Source organism: Colwellia sp. BRX10-9, from assembly GCF_014077405.1.
Taxonomy (GTDB): domain Bacteria; phylum Pseudomonadota; class Gammaproteobacteria; order Enterobacterales; family Alteromonadaceae; genus Colwellia_A.
The window spans coordinates 29,400-54,624 of the sequence record NZ_JACGVV010000009.1; the positions used below are offsets into that span (position 1 = coordinate 29,400).

23 protein-coding genes, 6 tRNA genes and 1 pseudogene are annotated in these 25,225 nt (G+C 38.4%); 5 read left to right on the forward strand and 25 right to left on the reverse strand.

Annotated elements, in window-relative coordinates; translation table 11 throughout:
* Positions 1–268: 268 nt before the first annotated feature.
* The 3 genes from H4J69_RS07485 to H4J69_RS07495 all read right to left on the reverse strand — a co-directional run bounded on the left by H4J69_RS07485 (position 269) and on the right by H4J69_RS07495 (position 3,761).
* Positions 269–2,818 carry an RND family transporter gene (locus H4J69_RS07485; protein WP_182217192.1) on the reverse strand — a complete coding sequence of 850 codons (2,550 nt, stop codon included), beginning with the start codon at positions 2,816–2,818 and terminating at the stop codon, positions 269–271.
* Positions 2,802–3,410 (reverse strand): phospholipid-binding protein MlaC, encoded by a 609-nt coding sequence (locus H4J69_RS07490; RefSeq protein WP_182217190.1) that lies wholly within the window; start codon positions 3,408–3,410, stop codon positions 2,802–2,804. The genes H4J69_RS07485 and H4J69_RS07490 overlap by 17 nt, the downstream gene beginning before the upstream one ends.
* A 63-nt stretch (positions 3,411–3,473) precedes the next feature.
* The gene (locus H4J69_RS07495) at positions 3,474–3,761 is read right to left on the reverse strand and encodes a coiled coil domain-containing protein (RefSeq protein WP_182217188.1); all 288 of its coding nucleotides are present in this window, start codon (positions 3,759–3,761) and stop codon (positions 3,474–3,476) included.
* A 420-nt stretch (positions 3,762–4,181) separates the two neighbouring features.
* Here H4J69_RS07495 and H4J69_RS07500 point away from each other — a divergent pair, with 420 nt between their 5' ends.
* Positions 4,182–4,340 (forward strand): hypothetical protein, encoded by a 159-nt coding sequence (locus H4J69_RS07500; RefSeq protein WP_182217186.1) that lies wholly within the window; start codon positions 4,182–4,184, stop codon positions 4,338–4,340.
* A gap of 150 nt (positions 4,341–4,490) precedes the next feature.
* Here the strand turns inward: H4J69_RS07500 and H4J69_RS07505 are convergent, their stop codons facing one another.
* The 9 genes from H4J69_RS07505 to H4J69_RS07545 all read right to left on the reverse strand — a co-directional run bounded on the left by H4J69_RS07505 (position 4,491) and on the right by H4J69_RS07545 (position 12,456).
* Positions 4,491–5,456 carry a PstS family phosphate ABC transporter substrate-binding protein gene (locus tag H4J69_RS07505; RefSeq protein ID WP_182217185.1) on the reverse strand — a complete coding sequence of 322 codons (966 nt, stop codon included), beginning with the start codon at positions 5,454–5,456 and terminating at the stop codon, positions 4,491–4,493.
* A 153-nt stretch (positions 5,457–5,609) separates the two neighbouring features.
* Positions 5,610–6,065 carry a hypothetical protein gene (locus H4J69_RS07510; RefSeq protein WP_182217183.1) on the reverse strand — a complete coding sequence of 152 codons (456 nt, stop codon included), beginning with the start codon at positions 6,063–6,065 and terminating at the stop codon, positions 5,610–5,612.
* 201 nt (positions 6,066–6,266) lie between these two features.
* On the reverse strand, positions 6,267–6,467 hold the full coding sequence (locus H4J69_RS07515; RefSeq protein WP_259364777.1) for a hypothetical protein: 201 nt from the start codon (positions 6,465–6,467) through the stop codon (positions 6,267–6,269).
* Between the two features lie 27 nt (positions 6,468–6,494).
* A complete protein-coding gene (locus H4J69_RS20455) occupies positions 6,495–6,665 on the reverse strand; it encodes a thiamine pyrophosphate-binding protein (protein WP_220466039.1) in 171 nt (56 codons plus the stop codon).
* A gap of 213 nt (positions 6,666–6,878) precedes the next feature.
* On the reverse strand, positions 6,879–8,096 hold the full coding sequence (locus tag H4J69_RS07525; protein ID WP_182244850.1) for an APC family permease: 1,218 nt from the start codon (positions 8,094–8,096) through the stop codon (positions 6,879–6,881).
* The gene (locus H4J69_RS07530) at positions 8,097–9,155 is read right to left on the reverse strand and encodes a sodium:calcium antiporter (protein ID WP_182244851.1); all 1,059 of its coding nucleotides are present in this window, start codon (positions 9,153–9,155) and stop codon (positions 8,097–8,099) included.
* A gap of 177 nt (positions 9,156–9,332) precedes the next feature.
* Positions 9,333–11,030 (reverse strand): FAD-dependent oxidoreductase, encoded by a 1,698-nt coding sequence (locus H4J69_RS07535; protein WP_259364776.1) that lies wholly within the window; start codon positions 11,028–11,030, stop codon positions 9,333–9,335.
* A 57-nt stretch (positions 11,031–11,087) separates the two neighbouring features.
* Positions 11,088–11,912, reverse strand: coding sequence for a PRC-barrel domain-containing protein (locus H4J69_RS07540; protein WP_182217176.1), 825 nt, complete (start codon positions 11,910–11,912; stop codon positions 11,088–11,090).
* A 313-nt stretch (positions 11,913–12,225) separates the two neighbouring features.
* Positions 12,226–12,456: a ferritin gene (locus H4J69_RS07545; protein ID WP_182244852.1), complete on the reverse strand. Its 231-nt coding sequence runs from the start codon at positions 12,454–12,456 to the stop codon at positions 12,226–12,228.
* A gap of 240 nt (positions 12,457–12,696) precedes the next feature.
* Between H4J69_RS07545 and H4J69_RS07550 the strand changes: the two are divergent.
* A pseudogene (locus tag H4J69_RS07550) lies at positions 12,697–12,942 on the forward strand (IS3 family transposase); the annotation flags it as partial.
* Between the two features lie 434 nt (positions 12,943–13,376).
* Here the strand turns inward: H4J69_RS07550 and H4J69_RS07555 are convergent.
* The 10 genes from H4J69_RS07555 to H4J69_RS07600 all read right to left on the reverse strand — a co-directional run bounded on the left by H4J69_RS07555 (position 13,377) and on the right by H4J69_RS07600 (position 18,041).
* Positions 13,377–13,462: transfer RNA gene (locus H4J69_RS07555), tRNA-Leu, on the reverse strand.
* Positions 13,463–13,560: 98 nt separating this feature from the next.
* Positions 13,561–13,636 (reverse strand) — tRNA-Gly (locus H4J69_RS07560).
* Positions 13,637–13,694: 58 nt separating this feature from the next.
* Positions 13,695–13,770 (reverse strand) — tRNA-Gly (locus H4J69_RS07565).
* Between the two features lie 95 nt (positions 13,771–13,865).
* Positions 13,866–13,951, reverse strand: a tRNA-Leu gene (locus tag H4J69_RS07570).
* Between the two features lie 93 nt (positions 13,952–14,044).
* Positions 14,045–14,118, reverse strand: a tRNA-Cys gene (locus H4J69_RS07575).
* Positions 14,119–14,168: 50 nt separating this feature from the next.
* Positions 14,169–14,244: transfer RNA gene (locus tag H4J69_RS07580), tRNA-Gly, on the reverse strand.
* 137 nt (positions 14,245–14,381) lie between these two features.
* Positions 14,382–14,969, reverse strand: coding sequence for a CDP-diacylglycerol--glycerol-3-phosphate 3-phosphatidyltransferase (gene pgsA, locus H4J69_RS07585; protein ID WP_070373704.1), 588 nt, complete (start codon positions 14,967–14,969; stop codon positions 14,382–14,384).
* A 135-nt stretch (positions 14,970–15,104) separates the two neighbouring features.
* Positions 15,105–16,949 (reverse strand): excinuclease ABC subunit UvrC, encoded by a 1,845-nt coding sequence (uvrC, locus tag H4J69_RS07590; RefSeq protein WP_182222048.1) that lies wholly within the window; start codon positions 16,947–16,949, stop codon positions 15,105–15,107.
* Positions 16,950–16,958: 9 nt separating this feature from the next.
* A complete protein-coding gene (gene uvrY / locus H4J69_RS07595) occupies positions 16,959–17,603 on the reverse strand; it encodes a UvrY/SirA/GacA family response regulator transcription factor (RefSeq protein ID WP_070373705.1) in 645 nt (214 codons plus the stop codon).
* 183 nt (positions 17,604–17,786) lie between these two features.
* Complete coding sequence (locus tag H4J69_RS07600; protein ID WP_070373706.1) at positions 17,787–18,041, reverse strand: hypothetical protein; 255 nt, start codon at positions 18,039–18,041, stop codon at positions 17,787–17,789.
* A gap of 184 nt (positions 18,042–18,225) precedes the next feature.
* Between H4J69_RS07600 and fabA the strand changes: the two genes are divergently transcribed.
* Positions 18,226–18,741, forward strand: a complete 516-nt coding sequence (fabA, locus tag H4J69_RS07605; RefSeq protein ID WP_070373707.1) for a bifunctional 3-hydroxydecanoyl-ACP dehydratase/trans-2-decenoyl-ACP isomerase — start codon at positions 18,226–18,228, stop codon at positions 18,739–18,741.
* Positions 18,742–18,916: 175 nt separating this feature from the next.
* Positions 18,917–21,514, forward strand: a complete 2,598-nt coding sequence (locus tag H4J69_RS07610; RefSeq protein WP_182244469.1) for an EAL domain-containing protein — start codon at positions 18,917–18,919, stop codon at positions 21,512–21,514.
* On the opposite strand, the gene H4J69_RS07615 is transcribed toward H4J69_RS07610, so the two are convergent.
* The 3 genes from H4J69_RS07615 to aroG all read right to left on the reverse strand — a co-directional run bounded on the left by H4J69_RS07615 (position 21,511) and on the right by aroG (position 24,475).
* Positions 21,511–22,434 (reverse strand): ABC transporter ATP-binding protein, encoded by a 924-nt coding sequence (locus H4J69_RS07615; protein WP_182243414.1) that lies wholly within the window; start codon positions 22,432–22,434, stop codon positions 21,511–21,513. The two genes, H4J69_RS07610 and H4J69_RS07615, sit on opposite strands and share 4 nt — an antisense overlap.
* Positions 22,431–23,243, reverse strand: coding sequence for a hypothetical protein (locus H4J69_RS07620; RefSeq protein WP_182222018.1), 813 nt, complete (start codon positions 23,241–23,243; stop codon positions 22,431–22,433). The genes H4J69_RS07615 and H4J69_RS07620 overlap by 4 nt, the downstream gene beginning before the upstream one ends.
* Positions 23,244–23,422: 179 nt before the next feature.
* On the reverse strand, positions 23,423–24,475 hold the full coding sequence (gene aroG, locus H4J69_RS07625) for a 3-deoxy-7-phosphoheptulonate synthase AroG (protein ID WP_182244489.1): 1,053 nt from the start codon (positions 24,473–24,475) through the stop codon (positions 23,423–23,425).
* A 304-nt stretch (positions 24,476–24,779) separates the two neighbouring features.
* Between aroG and H4J69_RS07630 the strand changes: the two genes are divergently transcribed.
* A complete protein-coding gene (locus H4J69_RS07630; protein WP_182218305.1) occupies positions 24,780–25,217 on the forward strand; it encodes a hypothetical protein in 438 nt (145 codons plus the stop codon).
* Positions 25,218–25,225 lie beyond the last annotated feature (8 nt).

Genomic DNA, 25,225 nt, shown 5'->3' on the forward strand with positions numbered 1-25,225 from the left:
CTGGGAGAAATATCTGTTGGTATTAATGAGCCCAAGATATTCAGTGAGCCAGCTTTGTATTTAATAAAGCCGGATTCAACGCTCTATTATGAAACTATTCAATCCATGCCATTTGCCCGACCCTCGACATCAGAGATGTTAGCGGCAATTGATTATGCAATTAAAGAGGATTATCCGGCGAGTACTGAGGTTCAGTTGCTTTAGCTCAGCTTGAACGTTATCTCATGCCACTGATATGTTATACCAAATCTATTAAGTTCTTCCCCACTCAGTTAGAATTGAATGGCTTGAGCCAAATTAATAGCACTGGAAGCAACAGAAGATCGGCAAACAAAGCGATTATCATCGCTGAAGCGATCAGTAAAGAAAAATAGATAGTAGGTACAAAGTTAGAAAACATTAATAATGAAAAACCAATCACAATGGTCATAGAAGTATAAAAAATAGCGTAGCCAATACTGTTATGAGTTAAGTGTATTGCCTTTAAATAATCATGCTCTAGTTCGAATTCTTTTTTATAGCGGTGAATATAATGAACGGTATCATCAACAGCAATACCCATGGCTATAGCAGCGATAGTAATCGTCATCATATCAAGCGGGATACCTACCCAACCCATTATGCCAAAAATAAATGATACACTCACAATATTTGTCAACATGGCAATCAAAGCGAGTTTAATCGATCTAAATAATATCAAAAACATGATACTCAAAACAAACACAACCAAACCTAATGTTTTTATTTGAGAATCAAAGAGTGTTTGTAACATATTGTTATAAAGCAACATCATGCCAGAAAGGTGTACGTTGTCAGGTTCAATATCAGCCTCTACCGCTAACTCCTGACTAATTTTCTTGAGTAAAGCATCTCGCCGTAAGTCTTTATTAGAATCCATAATTCGAGTGGTCAATCGAACTTGACTGTTTTCTAAATCGAGATAAGGCGTAATGGTAACATCACGAAATTCCTTTGGCATTTTAGTATAAAGCAGCGCAAGCTCTAAATTATCAAGCGATTCCCCCTCATTTATATTTCGGCCAAGCTTTAATATACTGGCAAAAGAAAGCACTTTTCCGGTGTGTTCTAGTGAATTCAAGTAGTTATGAGCCGCTTCTATTCGCTTCATCTTAAACTCCGTAAACCAATAGGCGTGATCGTCTTCTTCGCTTTTGAATTCATTTTCGAACTCATCAAAAAGCGTACCTGGTTCAGATTGGGCGTCTGATGGTTCGTTTTCTACCTCTTTATCACTCTTTTCATTCTCAGGGAAATCAATGATGATGTCCAACGGTGTCGTGCCGCCTAACGATGTGTCAATCACTTTCATGCCCTGATATATTTCAGAGTCGCTTTTAAAATAATTAATGAAGCTATTCTCTACAATCAACCGATTTGCGCCAGTAGCGTTGAACACAAGCAATGCAATACTAGATACAATAATGGTAACTCGATATTTTTCAGCCATATTGCCAAGTTGACCGATCAACTTAATGTGCTTTTCAAAGCCCAAGTAAACGGGTTCTTTTTTTAATAAAGACATTGTTGCAGGGAATACTAGAAAGACAATGACGAAAGAAACAATCATGCCCGCACTAATCATCCAACCAAAATTCATGATGGGTAAGATATTGCTAATCGCCAGCGAACTAAATCCAGTAATCGTTGTGCATACTACAAAAAGACATGGTAAAAACATCGACAAGGTTGCCTCAAGCACTATTTCTTTGTGGGTAGAACTTTCCTTTTTTCTGATTAATTCACGATAGCGAACACAAAGGTGGATAGCTAGAGACATAGTCATTATGAGCTGTATAGATATGAAATTTGAAGAAATAACAGTGACTTCCCAGCCGAAGTAACCCAGTAGTCCTGCTGTAACGACGATTGACAGGGCAGAAATTAATATTGGAATAACGACATATCTCATTTGGCGGAAAACAATAAACAAAACAAGAATCAATAGTCCGATCAGGGTGCTGCCGTATAGCTTTAAATCATCGCGAATAAAACTAATCATGTCATCCGCGACCATATTAATTCCACCAAGAAAAACAACCGCTTTTTCTTGGTGTTTGCTTAGAGTTTTTCGTATTTGGCTAATCGTTTGATGGTTCTTTTCACGAAAGTTTTCTCGGTGATTTACAAGCTCAATTTCTAAACGATCGAGTGTCGCTTGGTTAACTTCACTCATTTCAGTTAAGCCATGAGATAATTTTTGCTCTAATAGCTGGTTACGTTGTTTAAGTAGCTCGAAATAGGATTCATCTTGCTTATAAAATATTTGTATGGCTGTCGTCTTGAAATCATCACTGACTAAGTTCTGCTGATAGATAGGACTTGATAAGAACTCATTCTTAACCTTAGTCCTATTTTTTTCGATATTGATTGATTTTAATGTTTGAACATTTTTTAGCAGCTCAGAAAATGGTTGGCTGAACGTCTGTAGTAATGGAACATTGAGTATTGACGTAACGCTTTCAACTAAATCAAGTTGTTTGATTTCACTGGTAAGTTGCTCAATATCTTTCAGTACTATTTTATCCAGTAATTGACCTTCCTTGGGAGTATAGGTAACGATTAAAAAGTCTGGATTATAGTAGTTTCTTGTAATTTTTCGGCTATAGGCCAGATCTTTATCATCTTTGAGCAGCAAGGTTTCAGCTGAAGCATCTATCTTAATATTAAATGCTTGGCTGCCTATAATTACAGCAATGAGTAAAACAACGAACAAGACTAGATAGGGGTACTCTATAACCATACGGCTATAAAATTTATTAATCATGGTGACTAATTTTACACTATCGTTTTGATTCATTATTTTTCTTTAGTTTTTCCAGGAATTCATCGATTGAGTAAGCATTTAATATCTCTTTAAATTGAGAACGTTGAGTCTGAACAATGCTTACACCATCCACCTTGATATCATAGGCTAGCCACAGATTGTCTTTTTTAAGGTAAAATTTATACAACAACTTGATTCTATCTTTAGAATCAAGAATATAAGTTGTGACAGCAATTCGTGTTGTTTTATAATGCTCTGCTTTTTCGACAATAATTTCTTGTTGAGAAAAAGCAAACATTGTCTTTAAATACAAGGAACTAATACGCTCGATAAATAGGCCGAGATACTCTTTTTTCTGTTTGGGATTGAGTTCTTTCCATGCGCTCCCGCCGATACTCAATTTAGCCATAAGCTCAAAGTCAATTAAGCCATTGGCGATTGAAAATATTTTGTTTGATTTAACACTTTTTAATTGTGTAGGATCAACCAAAATGGCGACTATGTTGTCGGTTGCGGACTTTACTTGCTCAAATACTTGTCGTTCATCATGAACTCCAGCGTTGGCTACTGAAAGACTAATAAATATCAAAATGGTTCGTGAAACTATTGCCTTTACTAACTTCATCGAGACCTCTGTTATTAATATATCCTACGGTTTATTTCATTATGGCTGCAATGAGCATACTGTTTATTTGAATCTGGAGTTAGCCGATTTCAGCGCATTATTGAGTGAGTTCCACGCACTATCCATGCCTGCTTTTAGATCCTCCCATGCATCGTCTCCGGCTTCCTGAAGTTCGGCAAGCTTGCTGTTGGCCGCTTCTTGCATCATTCGCAATTCCTCGATTTGCTTGTAGTACTCAAGTTGTGCATCAGCTTCAGCTTTATCTGCTTTTGCCTTGAGCTTATCTATCTCTGCTACCAACTCGTCCAATTGTGCTTGCAGTTTTTTTTGGTAAGCTACTTTCATGTTCATTGCTTATCTCCTTGGTTGCTTAATATTGTGAATGAATAATTAGTGCCAAGTACATGCATACCGCCAACTAATACCGTCATTTTTGGAGCGGTCAGCCCCATTTATTGTGTACGATCTAACATTAACTCTTCTTGCCTAACGACATACTCTTGTTTTTAATCAGAGTCTCATCACAAACAGATGGGGGATTGAGTTTATAACTTCCCTAAAAATAATGCAGTTATAATAGATTAGGCCAAAATACCATTGCTTTCTGTACGTTGGCGCACATTATGCCATTTTAAGTGGGTTTAATATGCTAAGCACTCCATACGAGATGGGCTGATTTCCTATGCTATTTTTTATGTGATTTATAATTATCAGCAAGCTTAATTTATAGCCGGGTACATCTTATATTCCCCCCCACAAAAGGAAACTGACATGGCCAATACAATTTTAAAATCAGAAGCTTCTGAAACAAAAAATTATTTAGGCGGTAACAAACCTTCAGAGTTTTATCACTACCTAGCAGATATAAAATATCTTTTTAAAGCAACCAACACACTAACTGGTGATAAGTTATTGAAAATCATAAACTAGCAGCGTGAGAAAAAAACCACTTCCTACTCTTTTAAAGTCGATTGATAAGCCATTTTTTTGCTTTACCTCTTCTATTGATTTTTAGTCTAGCCGTACAGCACTATCATGCTTTATGGCTAGACGAGTTGCTTCTGGTACAACTTAGCCACTCTAATGTAATGGCAGTGGAACATAACCAGCCTTCTTTGCGACCGCTTGACCTGCTTTCGAACGGGCATAATCAAGAAAGGCCTGTATCGCTGGTTTGGCATTGCGGCCAGGAGGGATATTGATAATAATACTGAGCCTGCGTGCAAGTGGATAACGTCCACTTTGAATCGCTCTAATCGAGGGAGAAACTGCTTCATCATCCCTATGTGTAGCTATTGCCAATGCACGGATACCAGTTGAGTGACGCGCACTGCTGGCGAAACCAATAGCGGCCGGGTTGTCGGTCAGAGCCCACTCCACGGCTGCGGGACCAGCCAAAGCTTGGAAGTTGGCACGGAAGTCGCCGTCACACAATGCGACGTGTTTGAATAAGAGGTAGGCACCACTGCTTGCTGTCAAACCCAGTGCTGTAATCGGATCCTTACTGTATTCTCCTTTCACACCCAACTGGCCCCAGTTTTCAAAGGGCTGATCGGCACCACAGCGCAAGCTAGCAGAGTAGATAGCGTCAAGCTGTGGGATAGATATTTGCCGTAACGAGTTGAGTGAATTGACATATAAAACCACCCCGTCCATGGCCACAGGAAATAGCGTGGGCGCATAACCGAAGCGATCCATAAATCGCTCCTCCTCTTGCCGGCTCATAGGCATATCGATGAGCACAGAATCGGCGCTACCGTTGATTAACGCTTCAACACCCACCGAACTGCCTCCATCGGCGACGGTGATGGCAACACGGGGGTTGCGGTAGCTGAAGTCGTCTGCCCACAGGCTGATTAAATTCGCTAAGGGGACAGAGCCGGTGACCACGACACGCCCGCCTAGCGGTAGCTTAGATTCCGATGCTGGATCGGCATAACTCGGTGTTAGGGAAGTCCAGAGCAGCACAGGAAGTAGCAATGACCGAAACAGACGCGCGGTCGAACGGCAATGAAAACTAGATGACAAAACAATGTTGTTGAACATGGTGATTCTTCCTATTAGGGGCTGTGAATATCTTCGCCAAATATTGCACTAGACATCCAAGTCTTTTATATTTCATTTTAAATAATGAAATTTCATTATTGTTCGAAAATACAACGCAGAGATTTTTACTTTCCGAGTTGAGCGTTAGGTAGTTTACCTATTTGAACCGATCTCATTTTCTGATTTCTCCCAGGCATCATTGAGAGCCATATAAGCATCTAAAAAACCTTTTTTCATATGCTTCCAGGCTTTATCAGTACTACTTTTCAGGCTGCCATACCATTGGGCTACCTGATTCCGCTGCTTGCGTAGCGCCTTGAGACTATCACGAGCTTTTTTGCGCGTATCCTTATCCATTTTGTCCCAACGTTCATCAACATCTGCCTCCAACGCGTCAATGCGCTTATCCAGTTTATCCAATGCCGCTTTTGTTTTGTAAATCGCCTCGCTCTTTCGCTCAGCGGTATACGCGTCAAGCGTCTGAAGTAAATATTGTGCTTCTTGCTTAACCTCTTCTATTGACGTTTTGTCAGTCGACGTTATCGCATAGCACTGCGATGTGATTCCGAGGATGCTAATCAACACCATTGAACGGATAGTAAATTTCATTTGTTATCTCCTTTCGTTATACTTGCTATAATCATGTTGTTTACTTAAGATTTGATCCTGTTGACTTAAGCGTTGCCAAGCGTAGTAAGGGAAGTAAAAGCCCCTACTCGACAGACAAAGAAGATGAAGAAAAATCATTGAGATCTATCAATTCAGCCAGCGGTTAGGTTAAATTTAATGGCTCTATTCATAATTTTTTTATCATAATTCGCGTAAGTATTTTAGATCGTTCTTGGTCGTATCTACTATTTCTGCAAACTTTCCATTGACCATTAATTTTGCCATAGATTGTGCAAAGCTTTTCACTTGTTGAAAGTTAAGTGAAGGCGGCATTGCTAGGGCATTGGGATCAGTAAAAATATTGATTATCGCAGGACCCTTATGTTTGAAACCGTTTGACAATGCACTAATTCCACCTCTTTAGATTCCTTAGCCTCCCATGCAGCAACCGATACCATTCAACTCTGCTTCCATAGAAGCAGCATAGGCTCCAGCTTCCTCGTGCCTGACGTGGCTCCATTGTAATCTACCATCCCTTCGCACAGCATCATTGACTGGGTTAAGACTGTCACCAGTCACCGCGTAAATTTTTCTTAACACCAGCTTCTACCAGCATTTCTACTAAATGTTCTGATACGTTTTTTGACATAATTCCTCCTGTTTTTGATTTTACCTAGGCCATCGTAAACAGCTATTTTTTAATTGTTTTTGTATAGCTGTGACCGAATTCTATCTTCGACTGTATTCATAAACCATTTTCATACGAGTAAAAAAGCAAGCAGTTTTCAACTTTAATACTTAGCAAAAGACGAGTTAAAATAACCTCTGCCACACCTGAAATGCGATGACAACAATAGAGGTCATAAAACCAAAGAGTGAGATCCAACGAGGAAAATATATTTTCTGTTTACTATCACGGTTTTCTCTCCCTTTAATACGCCAAAGAGAGAGATTAACGATGGCAAAAATGATCAAGATAATAAAACTGGTAGATTCTGCTAAGGTTTTTAGCGGGAAAAAAACGGATAAAACAAGTACAATGAGGGTTATGAGAGCGGTTGCACGAAGCGGTGTCTGGGTTTTAGCGTTGATCTTTCCTAAAAAAGTTGGTGCTTTATCTTTTTTAGATAAACCGTAAATAACACGTGAAGCCATAATAATCTGTGCTAATGCGCCATTGATAATTAAAATGCTGACAATTCCCAGTATTTTCATAGAAAAATCGCCGTGACCACGCAAAATTTCTGCAACAGGGGTGTTGCTACTTGAGAGCATCTGAGGCGATACGGTTAATACGGCAATGGTAGATACCACTATGTATATAAGAGTTGTTAAGACAATACTCACTAAGATGGCAATAGGCAGGTTTTTTCTGACATCTTTGACCTCTTCAGCTATATTGACCATATCTTCAAAACCGATAAAAGCATAAAAGCCTAAAAAGGCGCCTGAAAATACACCCAACCAAACGGTACTACTTGTTGGGATAAAGAGCTCTGTCCATCTACTTGGTAAAGCTTGTAAACTGTCTCCACCAACAAAGACAATATAGACTAATGCGCCTATTTGTATGACACTTATAACGGCAACAAAAGCGACGGACTTTCCAATCCCCCATCCTGCAATAATTCCCATACCAAGCACTAAAAAAAGTATCGTAAGTGTTTGCGATACAGCGATAAAATCTTGTATAAAACCAGCCGTAGCAACGGTTATAGTGGCAGCTGAAACAATCCCTGTTAAGATAACCAGCCAACCAACAAGCGTAGAGAAATTTTTACTTGAAAATCCTTCCTGAGTATAGCGCGCTTCTCCTGCACTAAAAGGAAACCGTGATGATAACTCAGCAAAAGAGGTGGCACTAATAAATGCCAATCCCCCTGAAAGTAAAAAAGCCAACGGCATAAAGAGTCCAGCTTCATCAGCGATCTCTCCAAGCAAGGCAAAAAAACCTCCACCGATCATAGTGCCTAGTCCATAAAGGATCAGCATGGGCAGTGATATGGAACGATTGAGTTTTGTTTCTGACATTTATACGCCTCTTAGTGTGTAAAGTATGTAGAGCGTGATGAGATAAATAATCAAAACCGCTATGGAGTCCATGCCCATTCGGAGAAAGGTTTGAGATTTTCTTACAATAAGTCCAATAACATAAATAGCCGTGACAACGATGCCTGAGACAAGCGCAAATTTTGCAGAGTCGTTCACGCTATTGAGTATGGCGCCATTGAGGTAAAACATATCTGCAGGTAAAAGTAAAAATATCATAATAAGATTACTGCCAAAGATATTGGATATGGCCATGCTCTGAGCACCTAGACGTACTGCAGCAATACTCGCACTAAGTTCAGGTAAAGAGGTACTGCTTGCGAGTAAGGTTACACCGATAAAGCTTGAGCCTAACCCTGATTGTGTGGCGATAGCTTCCGCTATTTGCACGAGTACGACACCTGAAACAAGAATCGCTAAACTGGCAAAACCACTATATAAATAGAGTTTTTTTGTAGCATGTGAGTTTTTAGCTCGTTTATCCTTTGGGTTTGCTTTTTGTTTTATATCTTCATGGAAATTTGCGACATTCCAACTATTATTCTTGCCGTAGTCTAAAAATATAAAGATTGCTAGTATGTATAAAATAGCTAATAAAATAGGGCTTGCTCCTATATGCCCAAACACAACAGTATCACCCAGCATCGTTGCTACTAAAACCAAAGATAGCAGCAAGATCAATACGACCCCCTGAAGTAAGTTGATGGACTTTTGAGCCGCAACACTCAACGTTGCCGTGCCAATAATGAATATATCGGCGATAGCAAGTACAGCAGTCTGCATCGTCATACCGCCAAACATAGCATTTAAAACAAGTTCCCCGTTACCATGCAAAGCACCTGTAGTGTTAGTGACTATTTCTGGGAGTTGTGTTGCAAGGGCTAGAAATATAAATCCCATACTCGCTTTATCCCAATTTTTACGATCAGAGATGATGTCTGCATACGCAGTTAAGCGTGTTCCAGAAATCCATACTGTTACTCCGGCTAATAAAAATAATATTATGTTTAGCCAGATAGGAAATGTTTGAAAATTCAGCATAGAATCAATACTGTTAGTAGCTGCTTGGGCGTCGTTTTTTCAGCACCTTTTTTAGGTTTTGTAAATGTCAAAATACCAAGCGCGGTTGCACTAACTAATGTCAGACTATAATGGGATGTTTTATATACATGGTCATTCATAGGCCTTCCGATATTTATTATTTGCAGACGTAACTCTTTATTTGGCAATCTCAAAGGCGATTGCGCTAACCGATAACATTACAATTAATATCAAACCAACATCCAACACGTTAGGAAGTTTGCAGTAATAAAGAAAGTCATCAATTTTCCCAAGGACTTTCAGCACGAGTAGGTTCGACTGTGATGTGACTTTTACTTGTGGCTCAAAAACCTTTACCGCTAGCTTTCCACTCTCGACCGCTGCCTCGATGCTCCAAACATCTGCCGTCGTTTTGGTGTGAGCACCAGCAAGAACAAGGTTAGATATTGTGGTCTTTTGCTTCGGCATATATTGCTGGGTATTTGTCGAGTTTACCCATTTTGGTTGGGACGATTTTATTCCTTCAGAAGAAAATTCCCACTCATGCCAAACTTTGATCTTTACAATGGAAAAATCTGTCCAACTTTTACCGCCGTTTGCTTTTTTCACCAAATCTTCCAAGGCATGACTCTGCTTTAATTGAAATAACACTTCATCAAGGAATTGTTCTTCAGTGCATTGTTCCAAACAAAGACCATGTACTGGACCTGGAACCTTTGATACGCAAGCCGTGACTGTCCACAGTGATTTAATATCTTCCCCTAGAGCACTAAGCTGTCCCCAAGCTTGTTCCTGAGAAAAAAGAGTCAGGTTAAAGGCGGAATCTGAAATAACAAGTGCGCATCTTTTTCGAGGCCAAAGCATTTTTTCTTTGAAGCCGATTCTAAATGATACCTGAGTGTGAGGCCCCTGCTTTACTAAGGATTGAAAAAGATTAAGTTCCGGTTTATCTTCAAGTAGAGGGGTTCGCGCCAATATATCTGCCGCACTAAAGGGATTCAGTGCAAGCACATAGATATCGGCCTGAACGGTTTCACCATTGACTAATTCTGCTGCTGTAATCTTGTCTTCTTCAAAACTCAAACGATGAAGTGGAGTCTGCCAGAAGAACTCAACCTGGTTTTGCATTAGGTGATTGATCCACTTATCAAACCAAACCTCACTGCTGGGCCCGTTCAAAAGTAACCATCCTGTGCGCGCCGTGTGATCCCACGGTCCACCTTCACTATCTCCTGAATGACGATACGAATATTTAGTGACCAATTGCTTACGGAAAAAATGAGCGACATGATGGAAAGAAACATTACACCAATCAGAGCCCACCCAAGGGCCAAAGGTGGAGCTCCACGTGTTAAGTGTCGAAGCAGATAAATAGGGCCGCCAAGCTTCTTTAGCATTGATAGTACTGTATTTATGGCTACTGCGGTTATTTGAGCACCAGGCCTTTAGTATAAGCCAACCCCACAGCCATTTTTCTTTGGTCGTCATACTAAAAAGGTTTTCCACATCGACATTGTTGGGATTAGAATCGCCAAAATGAGCCGTTCCTGAGTTTGGCGCCAATCCGAATACTACTGGCCGTGAAAGGATATTTTCATAGAGACTGGAGCACTCATCAAAGGGGATTTCCTTGATGAGTTCGAAAAAATTGTTATACCAAGGACCCATTCCATGCCAAGAGTATTCAGAAGGCATGCCTTCATCTTCTTTCCTTCTGGCACTTCTAAAAAAGCCACCAGCATCAGAATTCGCCTCAAACACCTTGACATTATAGCCAAGCTTTGAAAATTCATGCGCTACCGTAAGTCCAGAAATTCCGCCACCAAAAACAGCAACACTTTTCGTTTTTGTGGCTGATTCTGTGGATTTAGACATAGATTCTGATACCATTTAACACCTCTAATATTATTGTCAGTCGCTTCTACCGCGCTACTATAACTGTGGTTTTTGGGTGTCATTTCTCTCATCATCCACCCAATAACCGAGACGGCCATAATGATTGTAGATATACATTTCCGCCTTACGATCCACTTGCATTGCTTCGTTATACGCCGGAGCATCCTTCACATCCTGTCGTGTCAGATTGACAGACGCCTTAGCATCCACCCAGCTAACATCCTCAATCCAATGTGGAGGAATGAGCACTTGATGACCTAGCCACCAGTTACTTGTATTCACTATCATGTATCGAATGGCCCAAGTATCTTCATCGATAAGCAGGCCCTCTATGTGGCCGATGTCACCATCGGTAGCATGAATGTGGTAGTTGATTATCGCTTGACAACTACGAAGATGAATATCATCATCTTGGTGCTGTTCAGCTCTAGAAGCCTTCGTCGCTTCTGGATCTTCGTCATGGGGTGGCAAAATAAAGCCATCGTGTCTAGTTAACATCATACTCGGATACATACCCTCGCCCCACATCCCATAACCTCCCCAATAATATGGATAGCCGTAGTACTCAAATAACTGGATCTCTTGCTGTCGAGAGACTGGCTTTTGGGTATTGATGTCAGGGCTGTTCTCGACTTGGTCTTTTGTGATCGAAACCGGTAGGAGCTTGTCCGCCCAGTTCGCTATGCCTATCGAGATAGGTGATATAAGGACTTCTCTACTCGAAAGCCAAGTGCCTGTGTCAACAACCAGATAGCGAGCGCACCAAGTTTTGTCATCGAAATAAAAATCTGTGACATGACCAATGTTGCCATCTGTCGCTTGGATAGTGTAGCCTTCTAGATTTTTAATAGTTCGTAACATGAGGTATTTCTCCTTCAAATAAAATAGTTAAACAGGGTTAGATATAAAGATATTAATATGCCGATCTGACAACTCAGCTGATAGGCTTGCGAACATTAACATTAGAACAATTGATATTTAGATTTACTTTAACGACTAGTTCTCCAATGTTTTTTCGGAGATAGCCTAACCGATTACAATACTAGAATTGGTCACTATTAGAAGAACTCAATGGGTAGTTGTTTGAGTGCTGATAGCACTTGAAGAGAACCGTATATATTTTAAATACTAGGTTAATCACCTATTTTTAATTATCAGTCTCTTTTTTAAACATCTACGCGCTGCCAATCTCCCTGTTATTCTGAGTTATTGTCTTATCTGTAAAGAGGTAATCTTTTAATTTTTTATCAAAGGTTGGATCTTGCCTTCTGATCAATTCTTGGAGCATTGCGGCATGCTCTTTTTCTTCATCTCGATTATGTACAAGAATTGCTTTTAATTTTTCATTGTTAAAAGCATCAACTGTTAGTTCACTTGTTGGTTCGTGATAGCCTTCGTTTAACATTATTATCTACTCCATGAATTGTGGTTGTTGTTATAAACATCCAACGATCACATTCAAATACACATTACTGAAATATTACTTCACTGCGTCTATATTCTTTGATGATAGTGAATTAGGTGCATCGTCCAATGTCTAATTATCAATGAATATATATGCAATGTCTGTTCGCTGTCGAACTTAGTAAGTTTTGGCATTCCATAACAAGACGCTGTTTAATACCAAACGGATTAATTACTCCAATTAACTAAGCCCAGTCAAAATGCCTTGTCCGTTAGCAGTTTGCAGTTTGCAGTGCAAGAAAGCATTAACATCTCAACCCTGTATAGTTGGCAAAAGCAATTTAATACCTCGGGTTTAAATGTGTCAAAAGTGAGTTCATCAGATAAGTGGTCAAGTGAGGAAAAGTTTTCAATTGTATTGGAAAAAGCCACACTATTGGAAGTTGAGTTAAGTGAGTATTGTCGAGTGAAAGGTTGGTATCCGGAGACAGACTTGAGGTGTCACACTCTATGTTCAAGTAAAGTGACGAGATTTTTATTCAAGAGAAAAAATCTAAACCATATAGATGATGACTTATAATAATGGGGAGGATTTTAACTAACTAGGAAGTACAGAAAAAAAGGTGGTACCCGGAGCCGGACTTGAACCGTCACACTCTATGTTCAAGTAAAGTGACGAGATTTTTATTCAAGAGAAAAAATCTAAACGATGTAGATGATGACTTGCAATAATGGGGAGGATTTTAACTAACTAGGAAGTTCAGAAAAAAGGTGGTAGCCGGAGACGGACTTGAACCGTCACACTCTATGTTCAAGTAAAGTGACGAGATTTTTATTCAAGAGAAAAAATCTAAACGATGTAGATAATGACTTGCAATAATGGAGAGGATTTTAACTAACTAGGAAGTACAGAAAAAAAAGTGGTACCCGGAGACGGACTTGAACCGTCACACTCTATGAGCGAGGGATTTTAAATCCCTTGTGTCTACCAATTCCACCACCCGGGCATCGGATAATTCTTTTTAAAGTAGAGATTGGCTCCCTACTAACTCTTAATTACTAAGAGATTTTTACTATCTAGCTTATCTAACTAAACGCTAAATATTGGAGCGGCTAACGAGACTCGAACTCGTGACATTCACGTTGGCAACGTGATGCTCTACCAGCTGAGCTACAGCCGCTTCGTAGATTAAGTAATATAATATCATTACTTAAGGTTTTCTTTTCTTTAATAAAATTTGGAGCGGCTAACGAGACTCGAACTCGTGACATTCACGTTGGCAACGTGATGCTCTACCAGCTGAGCTACAGCCGCTTCATAACTTGCTATTACAAACAAGGTTTAAATTTTATCTGCATGCGCCAACATACACCATCTTAACTACCCACTTTACTCTGTTAAAAACAAAATGGTACCCGGAGACGGACTTGAACCGTCACACTCTATGAGCGAGGGATTTTAAATCCCTTGTGTCTACCAATTCCACCACCCGGGCATCGGATAATTATTTTTTATAGTAGTGATTGGTTCCCTACTTCTTAGTATTTAAACTAAGTCCTTCATACATCCAACACTTATAAATAAGTAATGGAGGCGGGTCCCGGAGTCGAACCGAGGTCCACGGATTTGCAATCCGCTGCATAGCCATTCTGCCAACCCGCCGAATCCTTTGAATAGATAACGATTTAAAAAAAATCATTATAAATCAAACTTGGAGCGGCTAACGAGACTCGAACTCGTGACATTCACGTTGGCAACGTGATGCTCTACCAGCTGAGCTACAGCCGCTTCATCTGCTGACTCCCTGTCAACTTGGGACGCATTCTACATTGAAATTATTTGGAGTCAACAGTTTAATTTCAATTTTGTTTTGACTGCTCAAAAAGCGGCTAATTTGACGTTTTTTTAACTAAATATATCATTTTCTAGCTATTTTGTTTCGCTAACTCTGGCCAAGCTACTTTAAAATATGCCAGCATTGACCAAAAAGTAAGCACTGTGGCTATCGCATAAAAGCTGTAAGCGATAAACATTAATATTTCATGTGGAAAATTAAACAAAATTAACGGAATATCATAATCAGGTTGCCAAATTAATCCCATAATACCTAGCATTTGCGCAGCTGTTTTATATTTTCCCATTTGAGAAACAGCAATTTCATCGCGTTTACCGCGTGAAGACATAAATTCGCGCAAGGCACTAATAAAAATTTCACGAGCAATCATTAATATTGCTGAAATTGAAATCCACCACAGTTGATAATCTTGAATAAGTAGCACTAAAGCAGCAACAACCATTAATTTATCAGCTACTGGGTCGATAAAAGCGCCAAATGCTGAAGATTGGTTTAATTTACGTGCTAGATAGCCATCAAGAGCATCACTAATAGCAGCAAGCCAGAATACGGCAAATGCGCCGAAATGATTCCATGAGACTGGTAAATAAAATACCACTAAAAAAACAGGTATTAATACTATCCGAAACATGGTGATTTGATTTGGAATGGTCCACATAAATTTATTTTACTACTAAAGCAACAAGCGTTACCGCATTCTACACATTACAGGCAGAGACGTAAATTTTTATCAAAAAATAGCAATAATAAGTGTAGACAACAAAGGTGGGTTTATTACAGGAAGACGTTTAACTTATTTATCATGTAAGGCGTTATATATTGTATCGGCTAAAACAGCACTAATACCAGGCACCTTTTCAAGTATTGACCTATCGGCTTGCATAACTTCTTGGAGCCCACCTAAATATTTTAATAAGGCTTGACGTTTTTTCGCGCCAATTCCTTCAATAGATTCAAGTGTCGATTTTTTGCTGGCTTTTTGACGCTTGGCTCGATGTCCTGTAATGGCAAAACGATGTGATTCATCACGAATATGCTGTACTAAGTGTAAAGCTGGTGAGGTTGATGGTAATGAAATTAGCTGATGACTACCTGCTAAGATTAGCGTTTCAAGTCCAGGCTTACGCCCTTCTCCTTTAGCGACACCAACTAATAGTGGGATTTTTTCTAAAGCGGTATCTATTTGCCATTGAGCAAAAAATGCTTCTGCTTTTGATAATTGTCCTTTACCGCCATCAATAAAAACAATGTCAGGCATATTTTCCATGGTGTTCACCTTGCCATAACGTTTGTTAAGCGCAAACGCCATCGCCGCATAATCATCACCCGGTGTAATGCCATAAACATTATAACGACGATAATCACTTTTTAAAGGCCCTTCTTGATTGAACACCACATTAGATGCCACGGTTTGTTGCCCCATGGTATGACTAATATCAAAACACTCAATTCGGTTAATGCCATTATCAAGTTCAAAAACTTCATTTAATGCCGAAAAACGCGCTTGCATTGACGCTTTATGACTATTCTTAGTGACTAATGCATTTTGCGCATTGGTACAGGCCAACTTTAAATATTGGGCACGTTCGCTGCGAACACTCGTTGATATTTTAACATTGCGCTCGGCTTGCTCACTCAAAAGCTTAGTAAGCTCTTCAATGTGTTCAAAACTTTCACTGATCACTATTTCTTTAGGTATCGCAGCACTTTTCAAGTCTTGCCCTAAGTAATGCTGGCTTATAAAGGCTTGGTAAACGTCTGCTTGTTCAGTTTCGGCAGGAATACTAGGGAAATAGCTTTTGCTACCCAGTATCTTTTGATCACGTATAAATAAAACGTGTACACAAACCTGTGATTTCTCAATATAGATACCGATAACATCAAGTTCAGCGACAATACCACTGACAAACTGTTGCTTTTGAACTTGTCGTAACGTAGCGATTTGATCTCGGTACTTAGCCGCAGCCTCAAAGTCTAATGTGTGGCTAGCTTGTTCCATTTCAACCACTAAACTGTCAATAACCGTTGAGCTTTTTCCTCGTAAAAATAGTTTAGCTAAGTCAACTTGTTGCTGGTAATCAACCGCTGATATTTTATCGACACAGGGTGCAGAACAACGATTTAATTGATACTGCAAACAAGGACGACTGCGCGCACGATAATAACTATCTTCGCATTGACGAACCGGAAATAACTTTTGCATTAAACGAAGGCTTTCCCAAACAGCACCAACAGTTGGATATGGACCAAAGTATTCACCTTTAACTTTTTTACCGCCTCGGTGAACGCCTAGCTTAGGATGTTTATGGTCTGTTATTAGTAAATAGGGGTAAGACTTATCATCTCGTAATAAAATATTATATTTAGGGAGATATTTTTTAATGTAGTTGTTTTCAAGAATTAACGCTTCGCCCTCAGTATGAGTAACAGTGACGTCAATCGCCATAATATGGCTGACTAATACTTTGGTTTTGGTGCTGCCGACATCTTTACGAAAGTAACTGGCAAGGCGTTTTCTAAGCTGTTTAGCTTTTCCTACATAGATAACCGTTTGGTGTTTATCGTACATCCGATAAACACCCGCTTGCTCAGAAACGGAAGAAAGAAAAGCTTGGTGATCAAAAAGAGATTGAGAAATTGACAAGTTTTATAATGTTTCTGTTTTGATCATACCATGACGAATAGCGAGATGAGTAAGTTCTACATCATTACCAACGTTCAACTTTTCAAACATTCTATATCGGTAACTATTAATCGTTTTAGTACTTAAAATGAGTTGTTCTGAAATATGGGGGACTTTTTCGCCACGGGTGATCATCAACATAATTTGAAGTTCACGTTCAGACAAGGTATTGAATGGATTTTCTTCATTCGATTTAAACTGACTTAATGCCATTTGTTGAGCAATATCTGGTGTTATATAACGCTGACCACTGTTTACTGCTCGAATAGCGTTAACCATTTCATCAGCACCAGCACCTTTAGTTAAATAACCTGCAGCGCCAATTTGCATGACCTTGGTAGGAATAGGGTCTTCTGAATACACAGTTAACACGATAACTTTTATGTCAGGTGAATAACGAATTATTTTTTTAGTCGCTTCTAAACCACCTATCCCCGGCATGTTCATGTCCATTAACACAACATCGGGTTGACTTTTACGACAAAATTGTACGGCTTCTTCTCCGGTTTCGGCCTCGCCTATGACTTTAAGTCCTTTTACGTCGTCTAGAATTCTACGTATTCCCGTACGAACTAACTCATGATCATCGACCAATAAAACATTTATCAACGGAGGTTCACCTTAATTTACAATTTTTATTATCTTGGAGAATACTGTAAGAAATATTCCTTATATGATTAGAGCATATAGGGTATTAGCAAGCAGTACAATTGAATTCAACCATCTTACATTGAAAAAGTGCAGCATAGTTATAGCACTGCTTTATTAACCTACTGTTAGGCTAAATTTTAACTAAAGATCATGCTTCTTTAACCAATTATTTAACAAACCAATTTGACCATTTTTATAAGCAGCATAAGTCAATCTAACCGCATTACTTAAAATGACGCTGTCCGTCCATTTCGTCTGCTCGGCTATGAGTTCGTAACAATTTTGTGCTTCTGGAGACAAATAGCCACGCATTTCTTTTTTGCCATTCTCTTTTTGTCGTTCGCGATAGCGCTTTTGTTTCTCTGCGTTACTAAATGCTTTTTTATTCTCTTTCATCAGTTAGTTACCAAATTATCTAAAATAAAAACAAGGTTATGCGTAACCAAATAATATATAAAAAAGTGATAATAATCTAACTTTATATTAATAAAACTCAAATAAAGCACTGCTCGGAGTTGTTTAGTGTACAGGTGTTCGCTAAAGTAGCGAATAATTTAATTACTGAAAATAAAGTGACCTCATGTTAGATCAAAATTCATACTCTAAAGAAGACTTAGTAAAAGCAGGAACTGGCGAAATGTTTGGCGAAGGAAATAGTCAATTACCTTCAGACAATATGTTGATGATGGACCGAATTATTTCTATCACTGAAGATGGTGGTGAATATGGTAAAGGTGAGATTATTGCTGAACTTGATATTAGCCCAGACCTTTGGTTTTTTGATTGTCACTTTAAAGGCGACCCTGTTATGCCTGGTTGTTTAGGCTTAGATGCTATGTGGCAACTCGTTGGTTTCTTCCTTGGTTGGTCAGGTGGTCCAGGTCGCGGTAGAGCGTTGGGTGTAGGTGAAGTTAAATTTACAGGTCAAATTTTACCGACCAACAAAAAAGTGACTTATAAAATCACTTTAAAGCGTGTTATCAAGCGCAAATTGTTTATGGGTATTGCTGATGGTGAAGTCTTAGTTGATGGCAAGGTTATCTATACTGCTAAAGATTTAAAAGTAGGCTTATTTACTGACACTACTTCATTTTAGTCTTGTTTTATCTAAGACTTATCTAAGACTCATATAATAATACCTTACGTTATATATGTTAAAGCCTACTTTTAGACAGTAGGCTTTTTTATTTTATTAATTTCCTGCCTTTATTTGCGATATTCTGCTAAATTAACCTTATTAAACTTATCACGCTATTCTTAAAATTATCCTTATGATCAAGTTACCCTCAAGTGTTTATAACAGTACCAAATTAGTCTTTATCCTAATGATTTCGCTGGTGTTAGTTTTTATTCTTAACAGTGTATGGCAGTTCATCAGTCATATCGATGATCTTTCTTTTAGTGAAGATTCTCCTTTAGTAACAAGTAATTTTAGCTACGCTATTGACCGTGACAATAGTTTAAATATCAAAACTCTCATTAAAAGCAAAGAGGCAGAAGCGCGATTCACTCCCTCGTTAGCTAATGACATTCCTTACGCATTAGGTCTTCAATCCTATTGGGTGAAAATTAATATTAGTAACAATACTTCAACCCCCCAAAGTGTTGTATTGCATGCCGATAACAGTCGTTTGGCTTTTTTTGATGTTTATAAAGTCAATGCTATTTTGGGAAGTACGACACAAATAGCTCAACAAAAACAGACGCCTGAGCAAGAAACCTTATTGGATGTATTTCCACATGTAGCTTTTGATCTCCTTGCAAAGAGTACGGCACAAGTTATTGTGCATGTAAAAAGTAATGGCGCACCAAATATCCCGTTAATACTTTATAGCAAAGACAATTTTGATAAACGTGCTGATTATGTGCAAATGACTTTTGGGATTTTTATTGGCATTATGCTTTTAATGGCAGCCTATAACTTTGTGCTATTTTTTGCGACAAAAGATAAAGTTTACTTGGTATATATTGGCTATTTATTATCTGCTTTTATTGTTATAGCTGGAGTAACGGGGTATGGATATCTAATTTTCTCAAAAAACATTCAATATATAATCCATGAGTACTCGCTATTTTTAGATTATTTTATGATATTTTTCTTGTTACTTTTCTCATTATATTTCTTACGTTATGACCAAATAAAAGGAAAGTTTTATAAAGTGGGCCTGACATCTTGCCTACTGTTAATAGTTGTCGCTTTTTATTCATTGACCTTAGATCAAATTGCACAAACCAAACTGTTTTTTTCAATTCAACCGATATTTATTTTATATGCACTATTTATCATTTTTAGAAGACTGTCTAAAGATTTTGCCTGGGCACGATTTTATTTCATTTCATGGGTACCTTTTTTAGCTGGCGCGGCAATTCAACCACTCGTGTTATTAAATTATGTTGATTCGACATTCATTACACGTAATGCATTTCTATTTGCGGTGATGATTGAAATTACTTTTATGGCTTTTGCACTCGCTGAGCGGATGCGCAGGAATGAGCAAGATAGAATTCATGATATTAGTTACCATGATTTTACCAGATTACCCCGTAAGTCGATGCTTGAAAACGCGATGAACGAAATGAAAATTTCGGGTACAAACGATTTTTGTGTATTAATAATTAAACCAGAACATATCGAACAAATATCACTTTATATTGATGATAAAGCTAACGCGGCTTTATTTAAACGCCTAAGTCGTCGCTTAAGCTCATTGTTCATTCATAATGATGCTATCGTAAAATTATCTTCTAACCACGAAAAAATTTGTTTTTTAGAAAATAACTGCCTGGCTATAATCGTTAATAACGAGAAAAATCAGCAAGACTTGCCTGTTTTGATCAAATCAATACAACAGCTTACCTCTGAGACATTTCAAATAGATGACCTTAAGTTACCCTTGTCAGCAGTAATTGGTGTCGCTAACCACCCAGAACATGGCAGTGCTAACTACTTATTGATTAATCATGCCCAGTTAGCGGTAAACGATGCGCAACTTGTCTATGGACGTTGGGCTTATTATCAAAGCGAAAAATCAGATCACACCAGTTACTTGCTCAAACTTGCCACCGATTTAAAAGAAGCAATAGAGAATGACACATTAGCTATATACCATCAGCCACAAATCGATCTTAAAACCTTACGTGTATGCAGTAGCGAGTGTCTAATTCGTTGGGAACATCCTCGTGAAGGTTTCATCTCACCTGACATTTTTATTCCTTTAGCCGAAGATTTAGGTCTTATTAATCAACTAACGTTATGGGTTATTAAGCGCGCTTTAGCACAGCATCAACAAATTTTAGTCAATAATAATCATATGGTCTCAATTAATATTAGTGGTAAAGATATTGCTCATGAACACTTTTTTACTAATGCTCTAAGTATTATTGAAGAAAGTGGCATAGCCGCTGACAAAATAATTTTAGAGTTAACTGAATCGGCGTCAATTAGCCATAACAAGCAATCTCTTGAGTTAATCCAAAAATTAGGCGATTTAGGTTTTACTATTAGTATTGATGACTTTGGCACAGGATATTCATCCATGGCGCAAATTAGCCATCTTCCTTTTCAAGAGCTCAAAGTTGACCGACTATTTGTTGAGAATGTTAATGATGATCACAAACGTAAAACCATTGCTGAAGCTACGGTTAAAATGGCAAAGGGTTTAGGTTTAGAAGTTGTTGCTGAAGGTATTAATAGCCAAGAAGATGAGGACACATTACGTAGTTTTGGCTGCGATATTGGCCAAGGCTACTATTACGCAAAACCAATGCCCATTGATGATTACCTTGACTGGTTGGCTTCACAAAACAATGGCCGAACACAAAAGCGTGTCGACCTTGATGGTGAGTTCATTCCTGCTGATAAAATCTAGAATAATCTATTTTCTAAAGTTTTACCGTTAGTTAATTGTGAATATTGCCATTTGTGTTGATGACAAAGCTTTAATATTTGTAAATCTAACGGTTCGCTTTCAGGAGAAATGATACCGGTAGTGATTAAAAACTCATTATTTTGCGTCTGTTCAATATGCTGTACATCGGCAACGCCAGCCATTAAAGGTAAGAAGTTATCGTACGCCTTCCTCATTCTAATCGTTAAGAAACCTTGCTGATCTTCGCTTTGCAAGTTTTGATGTTGTTTTAATTGTCCCTTCTCTATATATAAGACTTGGCTACATAACCGCTCTAGTTCACTCAAATCATGAGAACTTAAAATAAAGGTCATTTCTGATGATAATGAAGCAACGAGCTGACGAACTTCTCGTGCATTTATCGGGTCAAGTCCCGCTGTCGCTTCATCCAACATAACTATTTCTGGCGAGCCAATTAACGTTTGGGCAATAGCAACACGTTTACGCATGCCATGTGATAACTCATCAGGCTTGGCTTTTAGCGTGTCAGCTAAGCCAACAAGCTCTAACGTTCTTTGTGCTTCTTTTTGTGCATTCTTGCGAGTTAGACCTTGCAGTTGGGCATAAAAGGTTAATTGATGTGCAATAGAAAAACGTGGGTCAAACTGAGCATCTTGTGGTAAAGCCGCTAATCTGCCGAATAGGTTGGCGTCTCCAGCCCTTAATCCTGCAATAGTGATAGTGCCGCTACTGGGCAACAGATAACCACATAAAAGGCTAAATAAAGTTGTTTTACCAGCACCATTAGGTCCAACTAAAGCAATGGGTTGCCCTTTTTCTATACTGAATGATACGTTGTCTAAAGCTAGATGATCGCCAAATGATTTTGAAAGATTATCAACTTGAATTAATGGCGCAGATTGGCTATTAAGTAAACTCATATTGATGCCCTCTTTAGTAGTTTATCCGCAACAAATAACAAGACAATTGTTTGTAATATAGGAATTAAATAATGGTAAAAATCGAGTCCATCTAATGAAACTACACTGCTAATTTGTGTACCCGGAAAAATAAAGTTAAGAAAAAGTCCACTGTCTAATTGAAATTGAATAAAACCTATCAATAGTGCTCCTATGGTATAAAACAAAATACCAGCAACAATACTCATTTTTGCTGAGGATAAAATACTATTAAAAAATGACATCAGAGCAATGAAAGGTAAAATTATAATTGCTAATTCAATAAACAAAACTGCAGCTTGTTTTAATGCTGGTAAAAACAAAGCATTATCACGAACTGTGGCTAAAATAACACATGCAACTAATGTTAGTAATATAAGGCTAACAAGTGTAAGGAATTGACCTAAAAATCGTCCTAGCAGTATTTCACTACGCGAGGCTCTTAAAGTAATAAAACGAAGCGTTCCGCGAGCACGGTCGGAACAAGTTTGATCACTACTGACTAAAAAAGTGAATATTGGAAATGAATAAACCGCGACTAGCCAATAAATAGAAAATTCAGCAACGGGCCATTTCAACAAAGCACTTACTCCCAATGAACCAAATAAAGTACTTGCTGCCACCTTAAATCCATCGGAAAAAACCAGTTCAGTGGCTGAGCTGATCACATAAGTCAAAAGTATGAACCAAACAGCACAAAATGCCGTTAAGGCGATTAAGCCATTTTTAGTATTAAAAATACGCTTCAATTCAAATTGCGTGAGAATAGATAGTCTATGGATGTTCAACAAATTAACGCCTGCTAGTGATTATTTTTCAATACCATAAAGGCACAGCTAACAAAATGCGAGTGTTATTTTGTTTCAAACAGTGGCAATAACATCAGCGCTCGACATTGAGTTTACAAATAAAAAAGCCAATCAAAATTGATTGGCTTTACTAATACACCTAAAGAAGAGAGAAAATAAACTTAAGCTCTACGAGTAACGACTGACTCACTCAGTTGTGCCAACAAGACTTCTGTATCAGACCAGCCAATACAAGCATCGGTAATACTTTGACCATATGTCGCCACTTCTCCGTCAATCAAGTCTTGGCGTCCTTCTACTAAGTGACTTTCAACCATGACACCGAAAATATTGTCATTCCCGCCACTAATTTGCTGACAAACATTATCGCAAACGAGCATTTGATTTTTAAACTTTTTACTGCTGTTAGCATGACTAAAATCAATCATGATCTTGGTGTTAAGTGAAGACTTCTCTAATTGCTCAGTCACAACTTTTACACTGTCTGCGTCAAAATTTGTCGATTTACCGCCTCGTAAAATAATATGACAATCTTTATTACCCGTTGTTTGAACAATAGCAGAATGACCATATTTAGTGACCGACAAAAAATGATGAGAAGCACTTGCTGCGCCAATTGCATCTATAGCCACTTTAATGGTGCCATCTGTACCATTTTTAAATCCGACTGGACAAGATAAGCCTGAGGCGAGTTCTCGATGAACTTGGCTTTCAGTAGTACGAGCCCCTATTGCTCCCCAACACATAAAATCAGCCATATACTGTGGCGTTATCATGTCTAAAAACTCACCAGCTGTCGGCATCCCCATATCATTGAGGTCGAGTAATAATTTACGGCCAATACGAAGGCCGTCATTTAGCTTAAAGGTGTTATCCATGTAAGGGTCATTAATTAAGCCCTTCCAACCCACCGTTGTTCTTGGCTTTTCAAAATAAACTCGCATAACAATTTCAAGCGTGTCTTCATACTTTTTACGCAGTTTAACTAGTCGCTGGCCATATTCTAATGCTGCATCGGTGTCATGTATTGAACAAGGACCAATGACAACGAGCAAGCGATCATCTTTATTATTAAAAATGTTACTAATGGCTTTACGTGCAGAAAATACCGACTTAGATGCTTCTTGAGAAGCTGGAAATCGCTCAATAAGTGCGATTGGAGGTAATAATTCTTTTATTTTACTGATGCGAACGTCGTCGGTTTGGTAGAACATAGTCATTTCTCTTTACTTCAATGCTAAAAAGTACAGTTATTGCACCGCTTAGAATTTATTTTCATTGTGTATGTCTAACTCGCTGGCTAGACTCCTAGATGGGTAACCCATCAACAACTTAGCAGTGTTAATCGGACAATACCAATAGAAAATGCCTTAAAAACAATATATCGATAATGTTGGCAACAATGGTGATTTTTCGACAATAATCAACGCGACTTTAGTCAATTTATTTTACCTCTACACTTGAAAAACAAATATTTTGCCACACATACACCATATTAATAATTAATTTACTTTTCTTATGTGGCGTACTTTTTCGATAACCCTGTTTTTATTTGTCTTAGCTGCCACGGCTAATGCTTTACCTATTGAAAATTCAGCTAATAGCGATTTAACTTTTTCTAGTATATCGACCATTGGAAAAAGTCACTCGCACCCGACATCAAACTTTTCGGTATTAATAGATAATATTGCCCCCGATGATGTGGTTAACTTACCGCGCTTAAATCTAATTTCCGCCTCTTTATTTATTAATGAAATACAAACCACGCCAAACTATCTTCTCGTTACTGAGTTTTTTACGCTAAAACTCTCTGCAAGTTTATTTAAAAATCTTGCAAACCCTCCTGCTAAACTTAATTGGTATGAACAACTCAGTCATCGTTCAAACTCTAATCGACTTGCTGGTTGGAAAGATGGCAATACGCTATACACAGCTCGCCTGACTTATCATTCATAGATTCATCA

Excerpts from the sequence above, each read along its gene's own strand:
- H4J69_RS07535 (WP_259364776.1), bottom strand. The coding sequence starts at position 11,030 with ATGTCTAAATCCACAGAATCAGCCACAAAAACGAAAAGTGTTGCTGTT.
- H4J69_RS07485 (WP_182217192.1), bottom strand. The coding sequence starts at position 2,818 with ATGAATCAAAACGATAGTGTAAAATTAGTCACCATGATTAATAAATTT.
- H4J69_RS07505 (WP_182217185.1), bottom strand. The coding sequence starts at position 5,456 with ATGTTCAACAACATTGTTTTGTCATCTAGTTTTCATTGCCGTTCGACC.
- H4J69_RS07495 (WP_182217188.1), bottom strand. The coding sequence starts at position 3,761 with ATGAACATGAAAGTAGCTTACCAAAAAAAACTGCAAGCACAATTGGAC.
- H4J69_RS07610 (WP_182244469.1), top strand. The coding sequence starts at position 18,917 with ATGATCAAGTTACCCTCAAGTGTTTATAACAGTACCAAATTAGTCTTT.
- fabA (WP_070373707.1), top strand. The coding sequence starts at position 18,226 with ATGTTAGATCAAAATTCATACTCTAAAGAAGACTTAGTAAAAGCAGGA.
- H4J69_RS07525 (WP_182244850.1), bottom strand. The coding sequence starts at position 8,096 with ATGTCAGAAACAAAACTCAATCGTTCCATATCACTGCCCATGCTGATC.
- H4J69_RS07615 (WP_182243414.1), bottom strand. The coding sequence starts at position 22,434 with ATGAGTTTACTTAATAGCCAATCTGCGCCATTAATTCAAGTTGATAAT.
- H4J69_RS07600 (WP_070373706.1), bottom strand. The coding sequence starts at position 18,041 with ATGAAAGAGAATAAAAAAGCATTTAGTAACGCAGAGAAACAAAAGCGC.
- H4J69_RS07540 (WP_182217176.1), bottom strand. The coding sequence starts at position 11,912 with ATGTTACGAACTATTAAAAATCTAGAAGGCTACACTATCCAAGCGACA.
- H4J69_RS07530 (WP_182244851.1), bottom strand. The coding sequence starts at position 9,155 with ATGCTGAATTTTCAAACATTTCCTATCTGGCTAAACATAATATTATTT.
- H4J69_RS07510 (WP_182217183.1), bottom strand. The coding sequence starts at position 6,065 with ATGAAATTTACTATCCGTTCAATGGTGTTGATTAGCATCCTCGGAATC.
- H4J69_RS07630 (WP_182218305.1), top strand. The coding sequence starts at position 24,780 with ATGTGGCGTACTTTTTCGATAACCCTGTTTTTATTTGTCTTAGCTGCC.
- aroG (WP_182244489.1), bottom strand. The coding sequence starts at position 24,475 with ATGTTCTACCAAACCGACGACGTTCGCATCAGTAAAATAAAAGAATTA.
- H4J69_RS07490 (WP_182217190.1), bottom strand. The coding sequence starts at position 3,410 with ATGAAGTTAGTAAAGGCAATAGTTTCACGAACCATTTTGATATTTATT.
- H4J69_RS07500 (WP_182217186.1), top strand. The coding sequence starts at position 4,182 with ATGGCCAATACAATTTTAAAATCAGAAGCTTCTGAAACAAAAAATTAT.
- H4J69_RS07545 (WP_182244852.1), bottom strand. The coding sequence starts at position 12,456 with ATGTTAAACGAAGGCTATCACGAACCAACAAGTGAACTAACAGTTGAT.
- pgsA (WP_070373704.1), bottom strand. The coding sequence starts at position 14,969 with ATGTGGACCATTCCAAATCAAATCACCATGTTTCGGATAGTATTAATA.